General features: G+C 33.3%; 12 protein-coding genes. 4 read left to right on the top strand and 8 right to left on the bottom strand.

Annotated features, from left to right (window positions below; all coding sequences use genetic code 11):
- From AC061E_RS13545 to AC061E_RS13510, 8 genes are all read right to left on the bottom strand, one after another.
- The gene (locus AC061E_RS13545; RefSeq protein ID WP_478286716.1) at nucleotides 1-930 is read right to left on the bottom strand and encodes a UDP-3-O-(3-hydroxymyristoyl)glucosamine N-acyltransferase; all 930 of its coding nucleotides are present in this window, start codon (nucleotides 928-930) and stop codon (nucleotides 1-3) included.
- 53 nt (nucleotides 931-983) lie between these two features.
- Nucleotides 984-1,550 (bottom strand): elongation factor P, encoded by a 567-nt coding sequence (gene efp, locus AC061E_RS13540; RefSeq protein WP_478286715.1) that lies wholly within the window; start codon nucleotides 1,548-1,550, stop codon nucleotides 984-986.
- Nucleotides 1,551-1,660: 110 nt separating this feature from the next.
- A complete protein-coding gene (gene lpxA, locus AC061E_RS13535) occupies nucleotides 1,661-2,446 on the bottom strand; it encodes an acyl-ACP--UDP-N-acetylglucosamine O-acyltransferase (protein WP_086454391.1) in 786 nt (261 codons plus the stop codon).
- 70 nt (nucleotides 2,447-2,516) lie between these two features.
- The gene (locus AC061E_RS13530; protein WP_230158645.1) at nucleotides 2,517-3,905 is read right to left on the bottom strand and encodes a bifunctional UDP-3-O-[3-hydroxymyristoyl] N-acetylglucosamine deacetylase/3-hydroxyacyl-ACP dehydratase; all 1,389 of its coding nucleotides are present in this window, start codon (nucleotides 3,903-3,905) and stop codon (nucleotides 2,517-2,519) included.
- Complete coding sequence (gene lpxD / locus AC061E_RS13525) at nucleotides 3,898-4,941, bottom strand: UDP-3-O-(3-hydroxymyristoyl)glucosamine N-acyltransferase (protein ID WP_478286714.1); 1,044 nt, start codon at nucleotides 4,939-4,941, stop codon at nucleotides 3,898-3,900. Before lpxD ends, AC061E_RS13530 begins: the two co-directional genes overlap by 8 nt.
- A 40-nt stretch (nucleotides 4,942-4,981) precedes the next feature.
- The gene (locus AC061E_RS13520; RefSeq protein WP_478286713.1) at nucleotides 4,982-6,211 is read right to left on the bottom strand and encodes an HD domain-containing protein; all 1,230 of its coding nucleotides are present in this window, start codon (nucleotides 6,209-6,211) and stop codon (nucleotides 4,982-4,984) included.
- Nucleotides 6,212-6,421: 210 nt separating this feature from the next.
- The gene (locus AC061E_RS13515) at nucleotides 6,422-8,344 is read right to left on the bottom strand and encodes an amino acid permease (protein WP_478286712.1); all 1,923 of its coding nucleotides are present in this window, start codon (nucleotides 8,342-8,344) and stop codon (nucleotides 6,422-6,424) included.
- Nucleotides 8,345-8,584: 240 nt separating this feature from the next.
- Complete coding sequence (locus AC061E_RS13510) at nucleotides 8,585-11,500, bottom strand: FAD-binding and (Fe-S)-binding domain-containing protein (protein WP_478286711.1); 2,916 nt, start codon at nucleotides 11,498-11,500, stop codon at nucleotides 8,585-8,587.
- A 226-nt stretch (nucleotides 11,501-11,726) separates the two neighbouring features.
- Between AC061E_RS13510 and AC061E_RS13505 the strand changes: the two genes are divergently transcribed.
- The 4 genes from AC061E_RS13505 (at nucleotide 11,727) to AC061E_RS13490 (ending at nucleotide 17,132) form a co-directional block, all read left to right on the top strand.
- On the top strand, nucleotides 11,727-13,262 hold the full coding sequence (locus AC061E_RS13505; RefSeq protein WP_478286710.1) for a glycoside hydrolase family 10-like protein: 1,536 nt from the start codon (nucleotides 11,727-11,729) through the stop codon (nucleotides 13,260-13,262).
- A 14-nt stretch (nucleotides 13,263-13,276) separates the two neighbouring features.
- Nucleotides 13,277-14,602, top strand: a complete 1,326-nt coding sequence (locus AC061E_RS13500; protein ID WP_478286709.1) for an MFS transporter — start codon at nucleotides 13,277-13,279, stop codon at nucleotides 14,600-14,602.
- A 156-nt stretch (nucleotides 14,603-14,758) separates the two neighbouring features.
- The gene (locus AC061E_RS13495) at nucleotides 14,759-16,366 is read left to right on the top strand and encodes a glycoside hydrolase family 3 protein (protein ID WP_478286708.1); all 1,608 of its coding nucleotides are present in this window, start codon (nucleotides 14,759-14,761) and stop codon (nucleotides 16,364-16,366) included.
- Nucleotides 16,367-16,493: 127 nt separating this feature from the next.
- The gene (locus tag AC061E_RS13490) at nucleotides 16,494-17,132 is read left to right on the top strand and encodes a peroxiredoxin (protein WP_086453956.1); all 639 of its coding nucleotides are present in this window, start codon (nucleotides 16,494-16,496) and stop codon (nucleotides 17,130-17,132) included.
- Nucleotides 17,133-17,295 lie beyond the last annotated feature (163 nt).

Here is a 17,295-nt window from a genome sequence, read left to right as displayed (position 1 = left end):
TTACTTCAGTTTATTTAAAATTTCTGGAATTTTCTTGATATTAGCCAACTGCTTTAATTTTTCTCTTGATTCTTCTATAGGTGTACCAAAATAGGATTTACCACCTTCAACAGATTTAGTAACTCCAGTTTGTCCCATAATAACAGCTTTTGCCCCAATTGTGATTCCACTAGTTGTGCCTACTTGTCCCCACATGGTTACTTCATCCTCAACAATTACACAACCTGCAATACCAGTTTGAGATGCAATTAAACATTTTTTACCAATAACGGTATCATGTCCAATATGAACTTGGTTGTCAATTTTTGTTCCTTCACCTATGGTTGTATCTCCAGTCACTCCTTTATCAATGGTACAAAGGGCACCTATCCCAACATTGTCTTCAATAACAACTCTACCACCAGAAACCAATTGATCATAACCCTCTGGACGTTTTTTATAATAAAAAGCATCAGCCCCTACAACAGTACCAGCGTGTATAATAACATTGTTACCAATTACAGTATGGTCATAAATAGACACATTAGAATGGATTAAACAATTATCACCAATTTCCACATGATTACCAATAAAAGTATTGGGTTGAATGACTGTTCCTTCACCAATTACAGCAGTGTTAGAAATAGCAACATTCGAAAATTGAAAGGGTTTAAAATGCCTTGTTAAAACATTAAAATCTCTAAAAGGATCATCAGACAATAACAATGCTTTACCTTCAGGACAAGCAACCTCTTTATTGATTAATATTATGGTTGCCGCAGATTGTAATGCTTTATCATAATATTTAGGATGGTCAACAAAAACGATATCGCCTGGTACCACTACATGAATTTCATTCATACCGTAAACAGGAAAATCAGCATCACCAATGTATTTACAATTGATGATGCTTGCTATTTCTTGTAAAGCATGTCTTTTTTGGAACTTCATTTACTATTTTTTATTAAAATCAAAATATTTTGAAAAATAGAACAAGTAATAACTTATTCTTTCACGCGCTCCATGTAAGAACCACTTGCTGTATCAATTTTAATTTTGTCACCTTCATTGATAAATAAAGGTACATTCACACTAGCACCAGTTTCTACCGTAGCAGATTTAGTAGCATTGGTTGCTGTATTTCCTTTTATTCCTGGCTCAGCATACGTAACTACAAGAATAACTGAAGCTGGCATATCAACAGATAAAGGCAAATCAGTTTCTGTATTGATACTTACCATCACGTTTTCACCTTCTTTTAATAAATCAGGAGAATCCAAAATATTCTTGTTTAATGTAATTTGTTCAAAAGTTTCTGTGTTCATAAAATGAAACTGATCTCCTTCTGGGTACAAAAATTGGAATTTGTGGTTTTCAACGCGAACTTCATCAATTTTGTGACCTGCCGAAAAAGTGTTATCTAATACTTTACCATTTGTTAAACTTCTTAATTTTGTTCTCACAAATGCTGGCCCTTTTCCTGGCTTAACATGTAAAAATTCAATAATTTTATAAATATCGTTGTTGTACTTGATACACAATCCGTTTTTAATATCTGATGTAGATGCCATTTGAATGTTTGTTTAATTTATCTATCCTAATCCTAAAATAATAGAATATAGGAAATGAAAATGAGTTACTTAATTATTTTGTTTTTTGATTCTTATTTTAGGAAATAGAATTAATAGTTCCCAGAATATCCTTTCATAACACCTCGTGAAGAATTTCTAATAAAATCAATTATTTCATCTCTTTCTGGAGTTGCTTCCATTTCGGCTTCAATAATTCCCAAAGCTTGAGTGACATTGTAATTTTTTTGATATAAAATTCTATAGATATCTTGAATCTCTCTTATTTTATCAGAAGAAAACCCTCTTCTTCTTAAACCTACAGAGTTTATCCCTACGTATGACAAAGGTTCTTTAGCCGCTTTTGTATAAGGTGGAACATCTTTCCTCAACAAAGATCCTCCTGAAATCATAGCATGATCACCTACACTTATGAATTGATGAACTGCTGACAATCCACCTATTATGGCATAATTTCCTATGGTTACATGCCCCCCAAGTAAAACACCATTAACAATAATGGCATTATTACCAACATGGCAATCATGAGCAATATGCGCCGTTGCCATAATAAGGCAATTATCACCTATTACAGTTTGACCAGAAGCAATAGTACCTCTATTGATAGTTACACATTCTCTAATGGTACAATTATCGCCTATAATTACTAGTGAATCCTCTCCGCCAAATTTTAAATCTTGAGGAACTGCTGAAATGACTGCTCCAGGGAATATATTACAATTTTTTCCAATTCTTGCACCTTCCATAATGGTAACATTTGAACCTATCCAAGTACCATCTCCAATAACAACGTTATTGTGAATGGTTGTAAATGGTTCTATTACAACATTTTTGGCAATTTTAGCACCCGGATGAACATAGGCTAGTGGTTGATTCATCAGCTCTTTTTTATTAATTTAAAATTATTGCAATTGAAAGTTTAATGCTTTAAAACATATCAATCCAATTTTACTGTTTTTTTGCAATCTGCGCCATAAGTTCTGCCTCAGCTACAAGCTTACCATTTGCGTAAGCATTTGCTTGCATGTGACATATTCCTCTACGGATAGGCGTGATCAAATCACACTTAAATATTAATGTATCACCAGGTAATACTTTATGTTTGAATTTCACATTATCAATTTTCATGAAATATGTCAAATAATTTTCAGGATCTGGAACCGTACTTAAAACCAGTATTCCTCCTGTTTGAGCCATAGCTTCAACAATTAAAACACCTGGCATTACGGGAGCTTCTGGAAAATGCCCTACAAAGAAATTCTCGTTCATGGTCACATTTTTCATACCTACCACGTGACTTTCAGACATTTCAATGATTCTATCAATTAATAAAAATGGAGGTCTGTGAGGCAAAACCGCCATAATTTTATGAATGTCCATCAAAGGTTCTTGATTCAAATCATAAACAGGAACGTAATTTCTTTGTTCAATTTTTATGATTTTTGCCATCTTTTTTGCAAACTGTGTATTCACAAAATGACCGGGTTTATTTGCAATTACTTTTCCTTGAATGCGTGTACCTATCAAAGCTAAATCACCAACTACATCAAGTAATTTGTGTCTTGCAGCCTCATTAGGATAATGCAACGTTAGGTTATCTAGAATCCCATTTGGTTTAACCGAAATTTCATCTTTACCAAATGCAACCTTTAAATTTTCCATTGTAGATGCTGAAATTTCCTTATCAACATATACAATTGCGTTGTTTAAATCGCCACCTTTAATTAATCCATTTTCTAATAAGGACTCTAATTCATGTAGAAAACTAAAAGTTCTAGAATCAGCAATTTCATTTTTAAAATCGGTAATACTTTTAAGATTTGCGTTTTGAGTTCCTAATATTTTAGTTCCAAAATCAACCATGGTTGTAACGCAGTATTGATCACTTGGCATTACTAGAATTTCACTTCCAGAAGCTTCGTCAAGATAAGAAATTACCTCTTTTACAACATATACTTTGCGTTTTGCATTTTGCTCTTCAAAGCCTGCATTTTCTAGCGCTTCAACAAAATATTTAGAAGAACCATCCATAATAGGAAGTTCAGAAGCATTTAATTCAATTATAATATTATCAAGATCACAACCTATTAATGCCGCCAAAACATGCTCTGGAGTTTGAATCTTTACACCCAGTTTTTCAAGATTAGTTCCTCTTTGTGTGTTTACCACATAATTAGCGTCAGCTTCTATCACAGGCTGCCCCTCTAGATCAACTCTCACAAAAGTAAAACCATTATTTACGGGAGCTGGTTTAAAAGTCATTTTAACTTCTTTTCCGGTATGTAAGCCCACTCCTGTAAGTGAAATTTCTGTTTTGATGGTTTTCTGTTTAACCATTGTTTCCATTTTTTTGGTTTAAAATTTTCTTTTTTAATTCTTCTATTTCAGCTACAATCTTAGGTAAGTTTTTAAAATGCACATATGATTTACTAAAATCATTGTACCCAAAGGTAGGACTACCTTGTAAAACTTCATTGTCTTTTATGTTTCTCCCCACACCTGATTGGGCTTGAATACGAACATTGTTACCTATTGTTAAATGTCCTGATATACCTACTTGACCACCTATAAGGCCGTTTCTACCTATTTTTGTTGATCCAGCTACACCTGTTTGAGCTGCTATAACCGTGTTCTCCCCTATCTCAACATTATGAGCAATCTGAATTTGATTATCAAGTTTAACACCTTTTCTTATTATCGTAGATCCCATGGTTGCTCTATCTACAGTTGTGCAAGAACCTATATCAACATTATCTTCAATAATTACATTGCCTATTTGTGGTATTTTTGTGTACGTTCCGTCTGGATTTGGAGCAAAACCAAAACCGTCAGACCCAATGATAGCACCCGAATGAATGGTGCAATTTTTCCCTATTATAGTTTCAGAATACACTTTTGCACCAGCAAAAAGAGTTGTATTATCTCCTAAAACCACGTTGTCTCCTACAAAACAATTTGGATAGATTTTTACATTATCCCCAATTGAAACATTTTCGCCAATGTAACTAAAGCTTCCTAAATACAAATTTGCTCCAAGAATTACATTTTTCGAAATAAAAGAAGGTTCTTCTACTCCCGCTTTATTGAGTTTTACTTGATTATAAAATTCTAATAATTTAGTAAACGATGCATAAGCATCTTCAACTTTTATCATTGTTGTACCTACCGCATTTTCAGGCATAAAACTCTGATTTACAATAGTTACAGATGCTTTTGTAGTATATATATGATTGTTGTATTTAGGATTTGAAAGAAAGGTAAGGGAACCTTCAGACCCCTCTTCAATTTTTGATAATGTCGAAACTTCAGCCATAGGATCCCCTATAACTTCGCCCTCCAAAATCTCCGCTATTTGTGCTGCTGTAAATTTCATTGCGACAAAAATATAAAAAAATAGATTTTAAATGCTGTTTTTATAACAGTTGTTTTGGGAAACATAAATAATACTTGGTCACCAACTTTGATAATGATTTCAAATTTAACTGATCAGATGACTCAATTACATCCTCAATTGTACTATCTTTTTTAAGAATTCGTATCGGATCTGCCTCTTTACTGTAGGCTTGATTCTTGATTTTTCCTTTAAAAATAAAATAATTAGTGTCGGCGATAGAAATAGAATTTTGAGCTGCAAAACGTTCTTGCATAGGCTGTAAATCCTCAAGAGTTACTTTATCAGTTGTTAATTTTATTTTTAACAAATCTCTGTTAACAATCATTTTACTTAGAGAAGACAGAATGAAATCATCGTTTTTTTGCCAACTTTTTAAAGCTCCTATGATGTCAAAATCATCCAATTGAGCAAATAAATCTAATGTAGTTTCGTCAAAGGTATCAATGGTAACTTTATTTTGCATAAAATACAAAAGTGGGGCACTACAAGGAAGATCTATCCCTTTCAAAGTAAGTTCTTTTGCACGTTTTAAAATTTTCATTAATATCAACTCGGCTACAAGACTTGTTTTATGCAAATAGGCTTGCCAATACATCAATCTTCTTGACATTAAGAATTTTTCTACCGAGTATATTCCTTTTTCCTCAATGACAAGATAATCGTCTACCACATTCATCATTTGGATTAAACGCTCTGAATTAACATTGCCCTCAGCAACACCAGAGTAAAAACTATCTCGTTTTAAATAATCCATTCGATCCATGTCTAGCTGACTAGAAATTAATTGCAACATGAATTTTCGGTTGTATTCTCCTTTAAAAACCTGGATTGCTAAACTGAGTTGCCCATTAAATTCATGGTTTAATTTATTCATAAAAAGCAATGAAATAGCTTCATGATGCACATCCTCTACAATACTTTTTTCCATAGCATGCGAAAAAGGACCGTGCCCAATATCATGTAATAAGATGGCAATATAAAGCGCATTTTCTTCTTCCAGCGAGATTTCTACTCCTTTAAAACGAAGTACATCAACTGCTTTTTGCATCAAATGCATGCACCCTAACGCATGATGAAAACGAGTATGATTGGCACCAGGATAGACTAAATATGACAATCCCATTTGAGAAATTCTTCGCAAACGCTGAAAATACGGATGCTGAATCAAATCATATATTAAAGCGTTTGGTATGGTAATGAATCCATAAATGGGGTCATTAAATATTTTGAGTTTATTAATTTGAGTCACTATTTACGTAAAATTTAGTCAACAAATATATGTAAAATTGATGTTGAAATTTCAATTTATAAAAAACCAATTAAATTCTAGTACCTTCATGTGCGCTAGCAAGAACCTGAAAAAAATGTTTCTTAAATCTAATTCGTTAAAAACTATTTACGGTTAAAAACAAGAAACCTTTATAAAAATAAAGGTTTCTTGTTTTTATAAGCACATAAATTATACGTTGAGTTTACTGTTTTTTCGACTAAAACCAAAATAAACTACAAGTCCGATTAGCAACCAAACTCCAAAATAAATCCAGTTCCATACACTTAATTCAGCCATCATGTACAGGCAGCAAATTAAACCCAGTAAAGGTATTAATGATAAATTTGCTTTGTAAGACCAAACTGTAAGTCCAAGTAGTGTAATAATAAAAATCCACATTGGAATTTTATGTTTAAACAAGCTAAAACCACTTTCGTATTTAATAGAGTCGTCAACAGGAAGTCCAGAGATGATTTTTGAATACTGCACATCATCACCTTGATATTGACTCAATAATTGTTCTAGATCTGGTGTTTCAACCGTACTATTTTTTGGATCAACAGTTACTAAATATTGATACACTTTTTGAGTTTCTTCTTTATTTAGAGCAGTAATTATAGAAGATGGACTATTGAGTTGAGTTTCATTGGTAATGAAATCCATTGTTGCTTTTTTATTATATCCAAATGTAGCAGCAATTCCTACAAGTAATAAAACAGGCATTATAAATTTTGAATTCACATATGGTGTTTTAAACTTACCACGAGGAATATCTTTTTTATTTTGCAAAACCAAGACACCCGCACACACTAGCACAAAAGCAAACAAAGTTCCAATACTACATAAATCTGTTACCAATGTTAAGTTTAAAAACAAAGCCGGAATAGCAACCACAAAACCAGTAACGATGGTAGCGTACGAAGGAGTTTGATATTTAGGATGCACTTTAGAAAAACGTTTTGGCAACAAGCCATCACGACTCATACTCATCCAAATACGAGGTTGTCCCATTTGAAAAACCAATAAAACACTTGCCATTGCTACTACTGCACTTACCGCAATAATACCAGACATCCATTTTAAATCTAGTTTTTCAAAAACAAAAGCAAGCGGATCACCTACATTAAGAAGGTCATAGCTTACCATACCTGTAAGTACAAGTGCAATTGCAATATACAATAGTGTACATATAATTATAGCCCACATCATTCCTCGAGGTAAATCACGTTGAGGATCTTTACACTCCTCTGCAGTTGTTGAAATAGCATCAAAACCAATATAAGCAAAAAATACGGCTGAAACTCCTTTTAAAACTCCCGAAACTCCATTTGGAGCAAATGGATGCCAATTTGCAGTATCTACATAAAAAACACCCACGGCTATTACTAAAAGAACGATACATAATTTTACAACAACCATTATATTACTTGCATTTCGCGACTCTTTCATACCGCGGTAAATCAAGGCAGTAATCAAAACAATAATCAATAAAGCAGGTAAATCAGCTACGAAATGAAAAGAACCAATTACTGGAGATGTATTCCAAGCAGTATAAGCATCCTGAAGTGCAGGACTTAAATCTGCATAGCTTTTTCCTGCTTGCATGAGAGCTGTGGCTTCATCAAATCCTCGAGATGCCGATAAGAAATCCATTTGGATCCATTGGGGCAAATGAATGCCTCCACTAGAGAGTAAACTGGTAAAATAATCACTCCAAGATATGGCTACTGTAATATTCCCTACAGAATACTCCATGATCAACGCCCAACCTATAATCCATGCTATAATTTCACCAAAAGCAACATAAGAATACGTATATGCACTTCCAGAAACAGGAACCATTGAGGCAAATTCTGCATAAGCAAAAGCAGCAAAACTACAAGCAATAGCCGTAAATAGAAACAGGAAAATTACCGCAGGTCCCCCATCAGCACTTGCTTTACCAATGGTACTAAAAATACCAGCTCCTACAATTGCAGCAATCCCAAAAGCTGTTAAATCCCTAGCTGTTAAATGTTTTCCTAATGCATTGTGACCTTCTGCATTGTTTTTTTCAACTTGATTTAATATATCTTGAACTGTTTTTTTTCTAAACAAACCCTTTAATGCCATGTTGACTATTTTAATTGATACTATTCATGCAAAACTTCTATGTAAAATGTTCCTAAAAGTTAGTTGCGGTTTCAAAAGTATAAAACTAATTGAATTAATACGGTTTTATACACGTATTTTTTAAATATTTTTTGATTTAAATGACTTGAATTATGAAAATAAAAGTCAAATAAATTATTTAATATTCTATAAAAAATTAAATTCACTTAATTTTAACTTATTTGATGTTATTTTAATAATTTAGATTAAGAAACTTTTCAAAATTGTGATAGGATGTTCTGCTTTTTTTCCTGTTCCGTCAAAAATTTGATGTCTACAGCTTGTACCTGCCGCAACTAGAACTGTTTCAGGATCAGCAGTTCTGATTTTTGGGAATAAAGTATCCTCTCCCATTTGCATACTAACTTCGTAATGTTCTTTCTCATAACCAAAAGAACCAGCCATACCACAACAACCCGAATTGAAAATAGTAACTGTACTATTCTCAGGAAGATTTAGCATGGCAAATGTAGCTTGCGTTGTACTTAATGCTTTTTGGTGACAATGTCCATGTATTTTTATGGTTTGTTTTTTATTTGAAAAATGAGCTTTTGTAATTTTACCTTTTGTAATCTCATTTTTAAAAAATTCCTCAATTGTATATACATTTTCAGCTAACTCTTTAGCTTTTGATTTATCATCTGCTAGGCGAAGATATTCATCCCTAAACGTCAAAATGGCGGATGGTTCAATACCTATTAAAGGTGCATCTTCAGAAACATATTCTGAAAAAACAGAAACATTATAATTTGCAATTGCTTTGGCTTGTTCCAAAAAACCCTTTGATATAAAGGCACGTCCGCTTTCTTCATGATGCAAAAGAATTACTTGGTACCCTAATTTTGTCAATACTTGATAAGCGTCTATCCCAACTGAAACATCATAATAGTTTGTAAACTCATCACAAAACAAGAATACTTTTCCGTTTTCAAAAACATGATTTATTTCATTCTCGCTATTTTTCTCATACCACTTTCTAAAAGTTTGTTTAGCTAATAGTGGCACTTCTCTTTTGGGTGCAATTCCCATGCTTTTTTTTACAAATGGCAAATTAACCATGTAATTAGTAAGTCTGGGAAAAAGACTTCCCAAGCCATTAAGTTTAGCATTGTAAGCAAAAACTTTATTTCTCCAAGAATAGCCATTCGTTTCTTGATATTGATATAAAAACTCCGATTTCAATGCAGAAACATCTACATTACTTGGACATTCACTCGCGCATGCTTTGCAACTTACACACAAATCAAAGACTTCATATAATTCCTTGTGATTGAACTTATTATCTTGATCCGAATGTGTTAAAAATTCACGTAGTGCATTAGCTCTTGCGCGGGTGGTATCTTTCTCATTTCTAGTTGCTCTATAACTGGGACACATGGTTCCTCCTGCCGAAGGTAGTTTTCTACAATCGCCAGAGCCATTGCATTTTTCGGCAGCTCTCAGAACACCCATACTATCCGAAAAATCTTGAATTGTTCTGATTTCTGGTTCTATTCTTCCGGCTTCAAACCGTAAGCTTTCATCCATTTTGAAAGCATTCACAATTTTACCTTCATTCATAATACAATGAGGATCAAAAGCAAATTTTATTCTCTTAAGCAATTCGTAATTTTTTTGCCCAATCATAAATGGCAAAAACTCACCTCTCACAATCCCATCGCCATGTTCTCCGCTGAGTGAACCACGATATTTTTTGACCAAAATTGCAACTTCTGTAGCAATATTTCTGAATTGGTGAACGCCTTCTTTAGTTTTTAAATTCAATACGGGCCTAAGGTGTAACTCACCGGCACCAGCATGAGCATAGTAAATAGCACTTTGGCCGTGACGTTCCATCATACTTGAAAAATCAGCAATGTATTGCGGTAAATCACTTAATTCAACCGCTGTGTCTTCAATAGAATCAGCAGCTTTGTCATCACCCACAATACTTCCCAAAAGTCCTAAACCTGCCTTTCGCAAATCATTAATCTTATCAATATCAGTCCCATAAATTTTAGGCAAGGCATAGCCAAAATTGTTTTTTTCTAAATCCGCTATCAATAAATCTGCTTGATTTTCTGCATCTTCCATACTTTCATAGGAGGCTACTTCAAGCATAATCACCGCTTTGGGTTCACCCTGAATAAAAAAACTATTTTTAGCCTGCTCCCTATTGTGTTTTGTGCAATCAAGTATGGTGTCATCCATCATTTCACAAGTGTATAAATGATGCTTCATAGCAGTAACTACGGCCTCAAGACTTTCTTGGATAGAATGAAAATGAGCCACAACCATTACATTATTGGTAGGCGGAAGTACATCAACTTTTAATGTAATTTCAGTAATAAAAGCTAGGGTTCCTTCGCTTCCGCAAATGAGTTTGGCTACATTTATAGTTTTTTGGTTTCCACCAAAAAGTTCTGACTGCAACAGCAAATCCAATGCATAACCTGTATTTCTTCGATGAATTTCAGGTTTTGGAAATTCTTTGACAATTTCTTTTTGGTTTTCAACATTTGAAAGTTCCTCATACAAAGATTTGTAAATAACACTTTCAAGTGTATTTCCTTTTGTTTTTTCGATAAATGCTTCAGAAGTAATTTCGTTAAAAACAACTTTCGAGCCATCACTTAAAATGGCATGAATCTCCTGAACCTTGTCTCTTGTTACTCCATAGCGTATGGAAGTGGTGCCAGAGGAATTGTTACCTACCATTCCTCCTATCATACATCGGTTTGAAGTAGACGTATTGGGACCAAAAAACAAACCGTATTCTTTTAAAAACAAATTAAGTTCATCCCGAATCACTCCTGGCTGTACCGTTACGGTTTTATTTGTAGCATCAAATGAAATTATCTTTGTAAAATGTTTAGAAACATCAACAATGATTCCGTTTCCTACCGTTTGCCCAGCAAGTGATGTACCAGCTGTTCTGGGCGTAATTGAAATTTTATTTTGAGACGCAAAATGTATTATTTTGATGATGTCATTCTCAGTTTTGGGTATAGCTACAAGAAGGGGTTTGATACGATAAGCAGATGCATCTGTGGCATACAAGGTTTTATGTAATTCATCTTGTAAAAGAGTTCCCTCAAATGATTGGGATAATTGTTCCAATTGAAGCGTAATTGACATCTATAAGTCCTAAATTTGTTAATTTACAAATATAAAAATATCACTTGGTTTTAAACCAAAAAATAAAAAAGATAAAAGAACAATTTAGAATCTTAATTTGAAAGATGAAGAATGAAGCTCTAATTTTGGCCTATAAATTGCGATGTTGTATTAGTGAATATTTAAAAATTTAGCCTTCTATTTCACTAAAAAAACTATTTTTGAAAATTAAAACGATTAGACTTTAATGAAGACTCATAAAAACCCTATATTTCTCACAATTTTTTTACTCCTTTTTTTTTCAAACGGTATAGCACAGTCACCAAATCTTCATCCTAAAAATGAGTTTAGAGCTGTATGGATAGCAACTGTTGTAAATATTGACTGGCCTAAAAAAGGTACCGATAGCGTAAGCAAACAAAAAGCAGATTATTTAGAACTACTTGATACTTATAAAAAACTAAATTACAATGCTGTCATTGTGCAAATAAGAAGTGTGGGCGATGCATTTTATCCAACACAACTTGCGCCATGGTCACGTTTTTTAACAGGAAAAGAAGGGAAAGCTCCAGATCCTTACTATGATGCACTTCAATGGATGATTACTGAAGCACACACTAGAGGTTTTGAATTTCATGCCTGGTTAAATCCGTACAGAGCAACTATGGATTACAACACCCAAATTTTAAGCTCTGATCACGATTATTTCAAACACCCTGAGTGGATGATTAAATATGGTGGAAAAATATATTATAATCCAGCTTTGCCAGAAGTACAAGCACATTTATTGAATGTGGTAAATGAAGTAGTGAAAAATTACGATATTGATGCCATTCATTTTGATGATTATTTTTACCCGTATCGCATTCCGGGAGAAGAATTTAATGATAGTGCATCATTTAAGTTATTCGGAAACGGTATGAAACTAGAAGATTGGAGGCGCTCTAACGTGAACACTTTTGTAAAAGATGTAGCTGCTACTATCAAGAAAAATAAGCCTTGGGTTCAATTTGGCATAAGTCCCTTTGGAGTATGGCGTAACAAATCAGTTGATCCAAAAGGTTCTGATACCGAAGCAGGTCAAACCAATTATGATGATTTATTTGCCGATCCTCTGGCTTGGATGGATCAAAAATGGATTGATTATATTATTCCGCAGTTGTATTGGAGCATTGATCATCCAAAAGCATCGTATGCCAAACTCCTACGCTGGTGGTCTGAAAACTCTAATAATACAGCCATTTACATCGGAAATAGCAGTTATAAAGTCAACGCAGATTCAGATAAAAAGTGGAACAATCCAAATGAAATTCCCAACCAAATTGACCTAACCAGAACCTATAAAAACGTGCAAGGAAATGCTTTTTTTAGTGCCAAGTCATTTGTAAATAAAAATCAAAGTGTTACAAATCTTCTAGTACAAAACCAATATAAATACCCAGCCTTACCTACCGTGGTTCCAGCTGCTATTAAAAAAAATGAAGTTGTACCAGTAGTTCAAGCGGCTTTTAGCAATGAAATTGCATCGGGATTTCAAATTGTATCTCCTACGGGCTCAAAGATGCGTTATGCAGTAATTTACGGCTCTGCGGCCAATGCTAAAATCGATGTTAATGACGCAAGTCACATCATTGATAAAGTAGCTTTGATTAAAAATTTAGAAACGCTTCAAATATTTGTTCCAACTTATAAATTACATAAAAACAAAACCTGCGCAGTCACTTTTATTGACTACTATGGAAATGAAAGCGCCCCGACATTTATAAACGTAGCAGAACACTAAATTTCTAAAAATTTATGGCAACAGATAATAGACCTTGGTACTGGATACCACTTTTAAACTTTGCATCGGGATTTCCTTATGTAATTATTATTTCCGTTTCTGTATTGATGTACAAAAACCTAGGTATCAGTAATGAGGATATTGGCCTCTACACAAGCTTACTGTATCTCCCATGGGTAATTAAACCATTGTGGAGCCCTTTTATAGACTTGCATGGAACCAAAAGAAAATGGTTTTTAAGCATGCAATTGTTTATCTCAATTGCTTTCTTGCTTGTTGGTTTTATTATACCAACTAGTCAGTTTTTCTTACTTAGTCTTGCTATATTTTGGGTAGCTGCATTTGCATCAGCTTCTAATGATGTAGCCAGTGATGGTTTTTACATGCTAGCATTGAGCAAAGACCAACAATCTTTTTTTTTAGGAATTAGAAGTACATTTTACAGAGCTTCTATGCTTACAGGAAATGGATTGATTATTTTGTTAGCAGGCTATCTAGAGCAACACTATGCTAATACACAAAAAGCATGGTCCTATACAATGATTTTCGTAGGATTGGTAATGGTTTTCTTGACCGTTTACAATTATTTTGCTACACCAAAAAAAGAATTAACACTAGAAACTGTAGTAAAAGAAGAAAAGAATTTCAGCACCGTTTTTGCTAGTTTTTTTAGAAAGAAACAAATCAGCTTAATTCTTTCTTTCATCCTTTTATTTAGGCTGGGAGAATCTCAACTTCTTAAAATGCTGACTCCTTTTTTAGTAGATAAAAAAACAGTAGGTGGACTTGAATTAACTACCGAAAATGTAGGACTTATTTACGGAACTTTTGGGTTAATTGCGCTAACTATTGGCGGTATTTTAGGCGGTATTGCTATTTCAAAAAAAGGATTGGGCTATTGTATGCTACCTATGATTTTGATCATGCATTTGCCTATTATTGGATTTGTATTGCTAGCTCATTTTCAACCTACTACACTAATTAACCTTTATTTAGACTTGAATCTTTTTACTATTGATTGGTCCTTTAATCCGTATATCACTGCTGTGGTTATAATTGAACAATTAGGCTATGGTATCGGTTTTGCAGCTTTTATGATGTACTTAATTTATGTTGCTGAGGGAGAATCAAAAACATCACATTATTCTATTGCTACAGGTTTTATGGCACTTGGAATGATGCTCCCAGGAATGTTAAGTGGTTATATCCAAGAATATCTCGGGTATGGAAATTTCTTTATTTGGGTGTTTTTGGCAACCATTCCAGGAATTATTTTGTCTAGATATTTAACTTTTCCAAAGGATTTTGGTAAGAAATCAGAACAAGAAAAAACAATCTAGCTTTTTTTAATATATAGGTCATATAAGTTCCTTTAAGTAGGTAAGACGCTCATAAAATGACTGTTTGTATACCATCCGTTTTATGTAATTATTTATGCTATATAATTTAACTTACAGGACTTATAGGTTTAAAATTAGCGACATATTCCTTTCAAAATGACATTAGAACAAAAAGTAGGTCAATTTTTCTTTCCAGCTGTTTTTATCAATGACAGCGAAGAGCACATTCAAGAAATGGAGTCTCTTATTAAAAAATACAACATTGGTGGACTGACTTTTTTTCACAGTCGTGCTAGTGCTGCAACAAATTACGAATCGAATAAAAAAATAGAGTTCAACGATGATAGCGCCATTCGATTACAAGAATTGATTGTACGCTATCAAAAATGCGCCTCTACTCCATTATTAATGAGCATTGATGCCGAATGGGGTTTGGCCATGCGCGTAGAAAAAACACCTCAATATCCATATGCCATTACGCTTGGCGCTTTGCCAAATAGCGAAATTGATTTGGTGTACCAAGTTGGCAAACAAATAGGATTAGATTTAAAATCAGTGGGAATTCATTATAATTTAGCGCCACTGACTGATGTAAATAACAATCCTAACAATCCTGTGATTGGGTATAGATCTTTTGGCGAAGACAAAAAAAAAGTAGCTAATTTTGCTGTTGCTTATTTACAAGGCCTGACTGACGCTGGAGTTTTAGGCTGTCTTAAACATTTTCCTGGACACGGAAATACTAGCGTAGATTCACATTTAGGATTACCGGTACTGCAAGAATCACGTGAAGAGTTAATGGCAAATGAATTAGTACCTTTTATAGAAGGAATTAAAAATAACGTCGATTCTATAATGATTGGTCATTTAGCAGTGCCGTCTTGGAACGACAACCAGAACACATCAGCAACACTTTCAAAAAACATAATCGAAACCCTTTTGCGAAAGCAACTGGGTTACCAAGGCCTTATTATATCAGATGCCTTAAACATGCACAGTGTTTCCAAATTATATGAGAAAAAAGGACAACTAGAATGGGAAGCTTTTCAAGCTGGAAATGATGTATTGTGTTTTGCTGAAAACGTAGCCGAAGGAATAGATGAAATTGTAAAAAACGCATCTCTTGAAAGAATCAATGCAAGTTTTGATCGCATCATGCAGTGCAAAGAAAAAGTTGGGATTCTTAATATTGACAATCAAATAGATATCAATAATACAGTCGATTTTGATTTTAATAAAACATCCGACTTAAATTATAAAATTGCTCAACAGAGCGTAACTACTTTAATAGATTCGGACAATACAAATTCCATTTTCGAGTCGCAAAAAAGAAACAATTTAGCCAAGGTTAGTTTTTATAAAGAGGCTAATAATTATTTTTTCGACACTTTAGAATCCGAATTGCCGACTTCAAATTTCTATTATACTACTAACAGTAATGATTTAGAAGTTTTAAAAAGTCAATTGGATGCATTTGAAACGGTTTTGGTTTCTCTTTTTGTACCGAAAGCAAAACCTTTGCATAATTTTGAAATCGAAGATTCGGTTTTGCATTTTTTAAGTGAATTGCTTCAAAATAAAAACTGTTTTGTGTACACTTTTGGAAATCCTTATGCTTTACAGATTATACCCAACTTAAAAAAAGCAAAAGGTTTAGTACACACCTACCAAGATTTTAAAGAATTTCAGGAAATTACTGCTGAGCAGCTTTTGAATAATGACAAGAGTAAAGGTACACTTCCCGTAAAAATTAACATGTTATAAATTTAAATTTCATGTCATAAGAAATCCTTATCAATCAATAAACATTTATAATCATTGAGCGTTTTATTTATTACAAAGTATGACTACTTTTGCACCATCAAAAAAACAACAATTTAAAAGTAAAAAAATGTCATTAGTAGGTAAAAAATTTCCAAGTATTGCAGTAGACGCCATCTCTGAAATGGGTGATAATTTAAAAATAAATATTTTTGAAGAAGCTACAAACAACAACAAAAAAGTATTGTTGTTTTGGTATCCAAAAGATTTTACTTTTGTTTGTCCAACTGAATTACACGCTTTTCAAGCAGCATTACCTGAATTTGAAAAAAGAAATACAATTGTAATTGGTGCATCTTGCGATACTAACGAAGTGCATTTTGCATGGTTGAACACACCAAAAAACAATGGTGGAATTGAAGGTGTAACTTATCCAATTCTTGCTGACACAAACAGAAACCTTTCTAACATTTTAGGTATTTTAGATATAGAGTCTACTGGATACAGCGAAGAAACTGATTCTATCATTATTGAAGGATCAAATGTTACTTACAGAGCTACTTATTTGATTGACGAGACTGGTAAAATTTTCCACGAAAGTGTTAACGATATGCCACTTGGCCGTAACGTAAACGAATACTTACGTATGGTAGACGCTTACACACACATACAAGAAAAAGGTGAAGTATGTCCTGCTAACTGGGAAGCTGGTAAAGAAGCAATGAGTGCTGATAGAATTAGTACTGCTGAATACTTGAGTTTAAACTAATATCAATACAATATCAATTGCAATTTCGAATTTCATTTAAAAAAAATTGAAATTTGAAATTGCAATTGTATTTTAAATAAAAAAATATGTTAATCGAATTAACCGATGATACGCTTAAAGATTTAATTGCAATTGTATTTTAAATAAAAAAATATGTTAATCG

The sequence above is a fragment of the Flavobacterium sp. GNP011 genome (genome assembly GCF_056428925.1).
Note: the sequence above shows the minus strand (reverse complement) of the source record. Positions and strands in the feature narration are given on the sequence as shown.

Excerpts from the sequence above, each read along its gene's own strand:
- AC061E_RS13545 (WP_478286716.1), bottom strand. The coding sequence starts at position 930 with ATGAAGTTCCAAAAAAGACATGCTTTACAAGAAATAGCAAGCATCATC.
- efp (WP_478286715.1), bottom strand. The coding sequence starts at position 1,550 with ATGGCATCTACATCAGATATTAAAAACGGATTGTGTATCAAGTACAAC.
- lpxA (WP_086454391.1), bottom strand. The coding sequence starts at position 2,446 with ATGAATCAACCACTAGCCTATGTTCATCCGGGTGCTAAAATTGCCAAA.
- AC061E_RS13530 (WP_230158645.1), bottom strand. The coding sequence starts at position 3,905 with ATGGTTAAACAGAAAACCATCAAAACAGAAATTTCACTTACAGGAGTG.
- lpxD (WP_478286714.1), bottom strand. The coding sequence starts at position 4,941 with ATGAAATTTACAGCAGCACAAATAGCGGAGATTTTGGAGGGCGAAGTT.
- AC061E_RS13515 (WP_478286712.1), bottom strand. The coding sequence starts at position 8,344 with ATGGCATTAAAGGGTTTGTTTAGAAAAAAAACAGTTCAAGATATATTA.
- AC061E_RS13510 (WP_478286711.1), bottom strand. The coding sequence starts at position 11,500 with ATGTCAATTACGCTTCAATTGGAACAATTATCCCAATCATTTGAGGGA.
- AC061E_RS13505 (WP_478286710.1), top strand. The coding sequence starts at position 11,727 with ATGAAGACTCATAAAAACCCTATATTTCTCACAATTTTTTTACTCCTT.
- AC061E_RS13500 (WP_478286709.1), top strand. The coding sequence starts at position 13,277 with ATGGCAACAGATAATAGACCTTGGTACTGGATACCACTTTTAAACTTT.
- AC061E_RS13495 (WP_478286708.1), top strand. The coding sequence starts at position 14,759 with ATGACATTAGAACAAAAAGTAGGTCAATTTTTCTTTCCAGCTGTTTTT.
- AC061E_RS13490 (WP_086453956.1), top strand. The coding sequence starts at position 16,494 with ATGTCATTAGTAGGTAAAAAATTTCCAAGTATTGCAGTAGACGCCATC.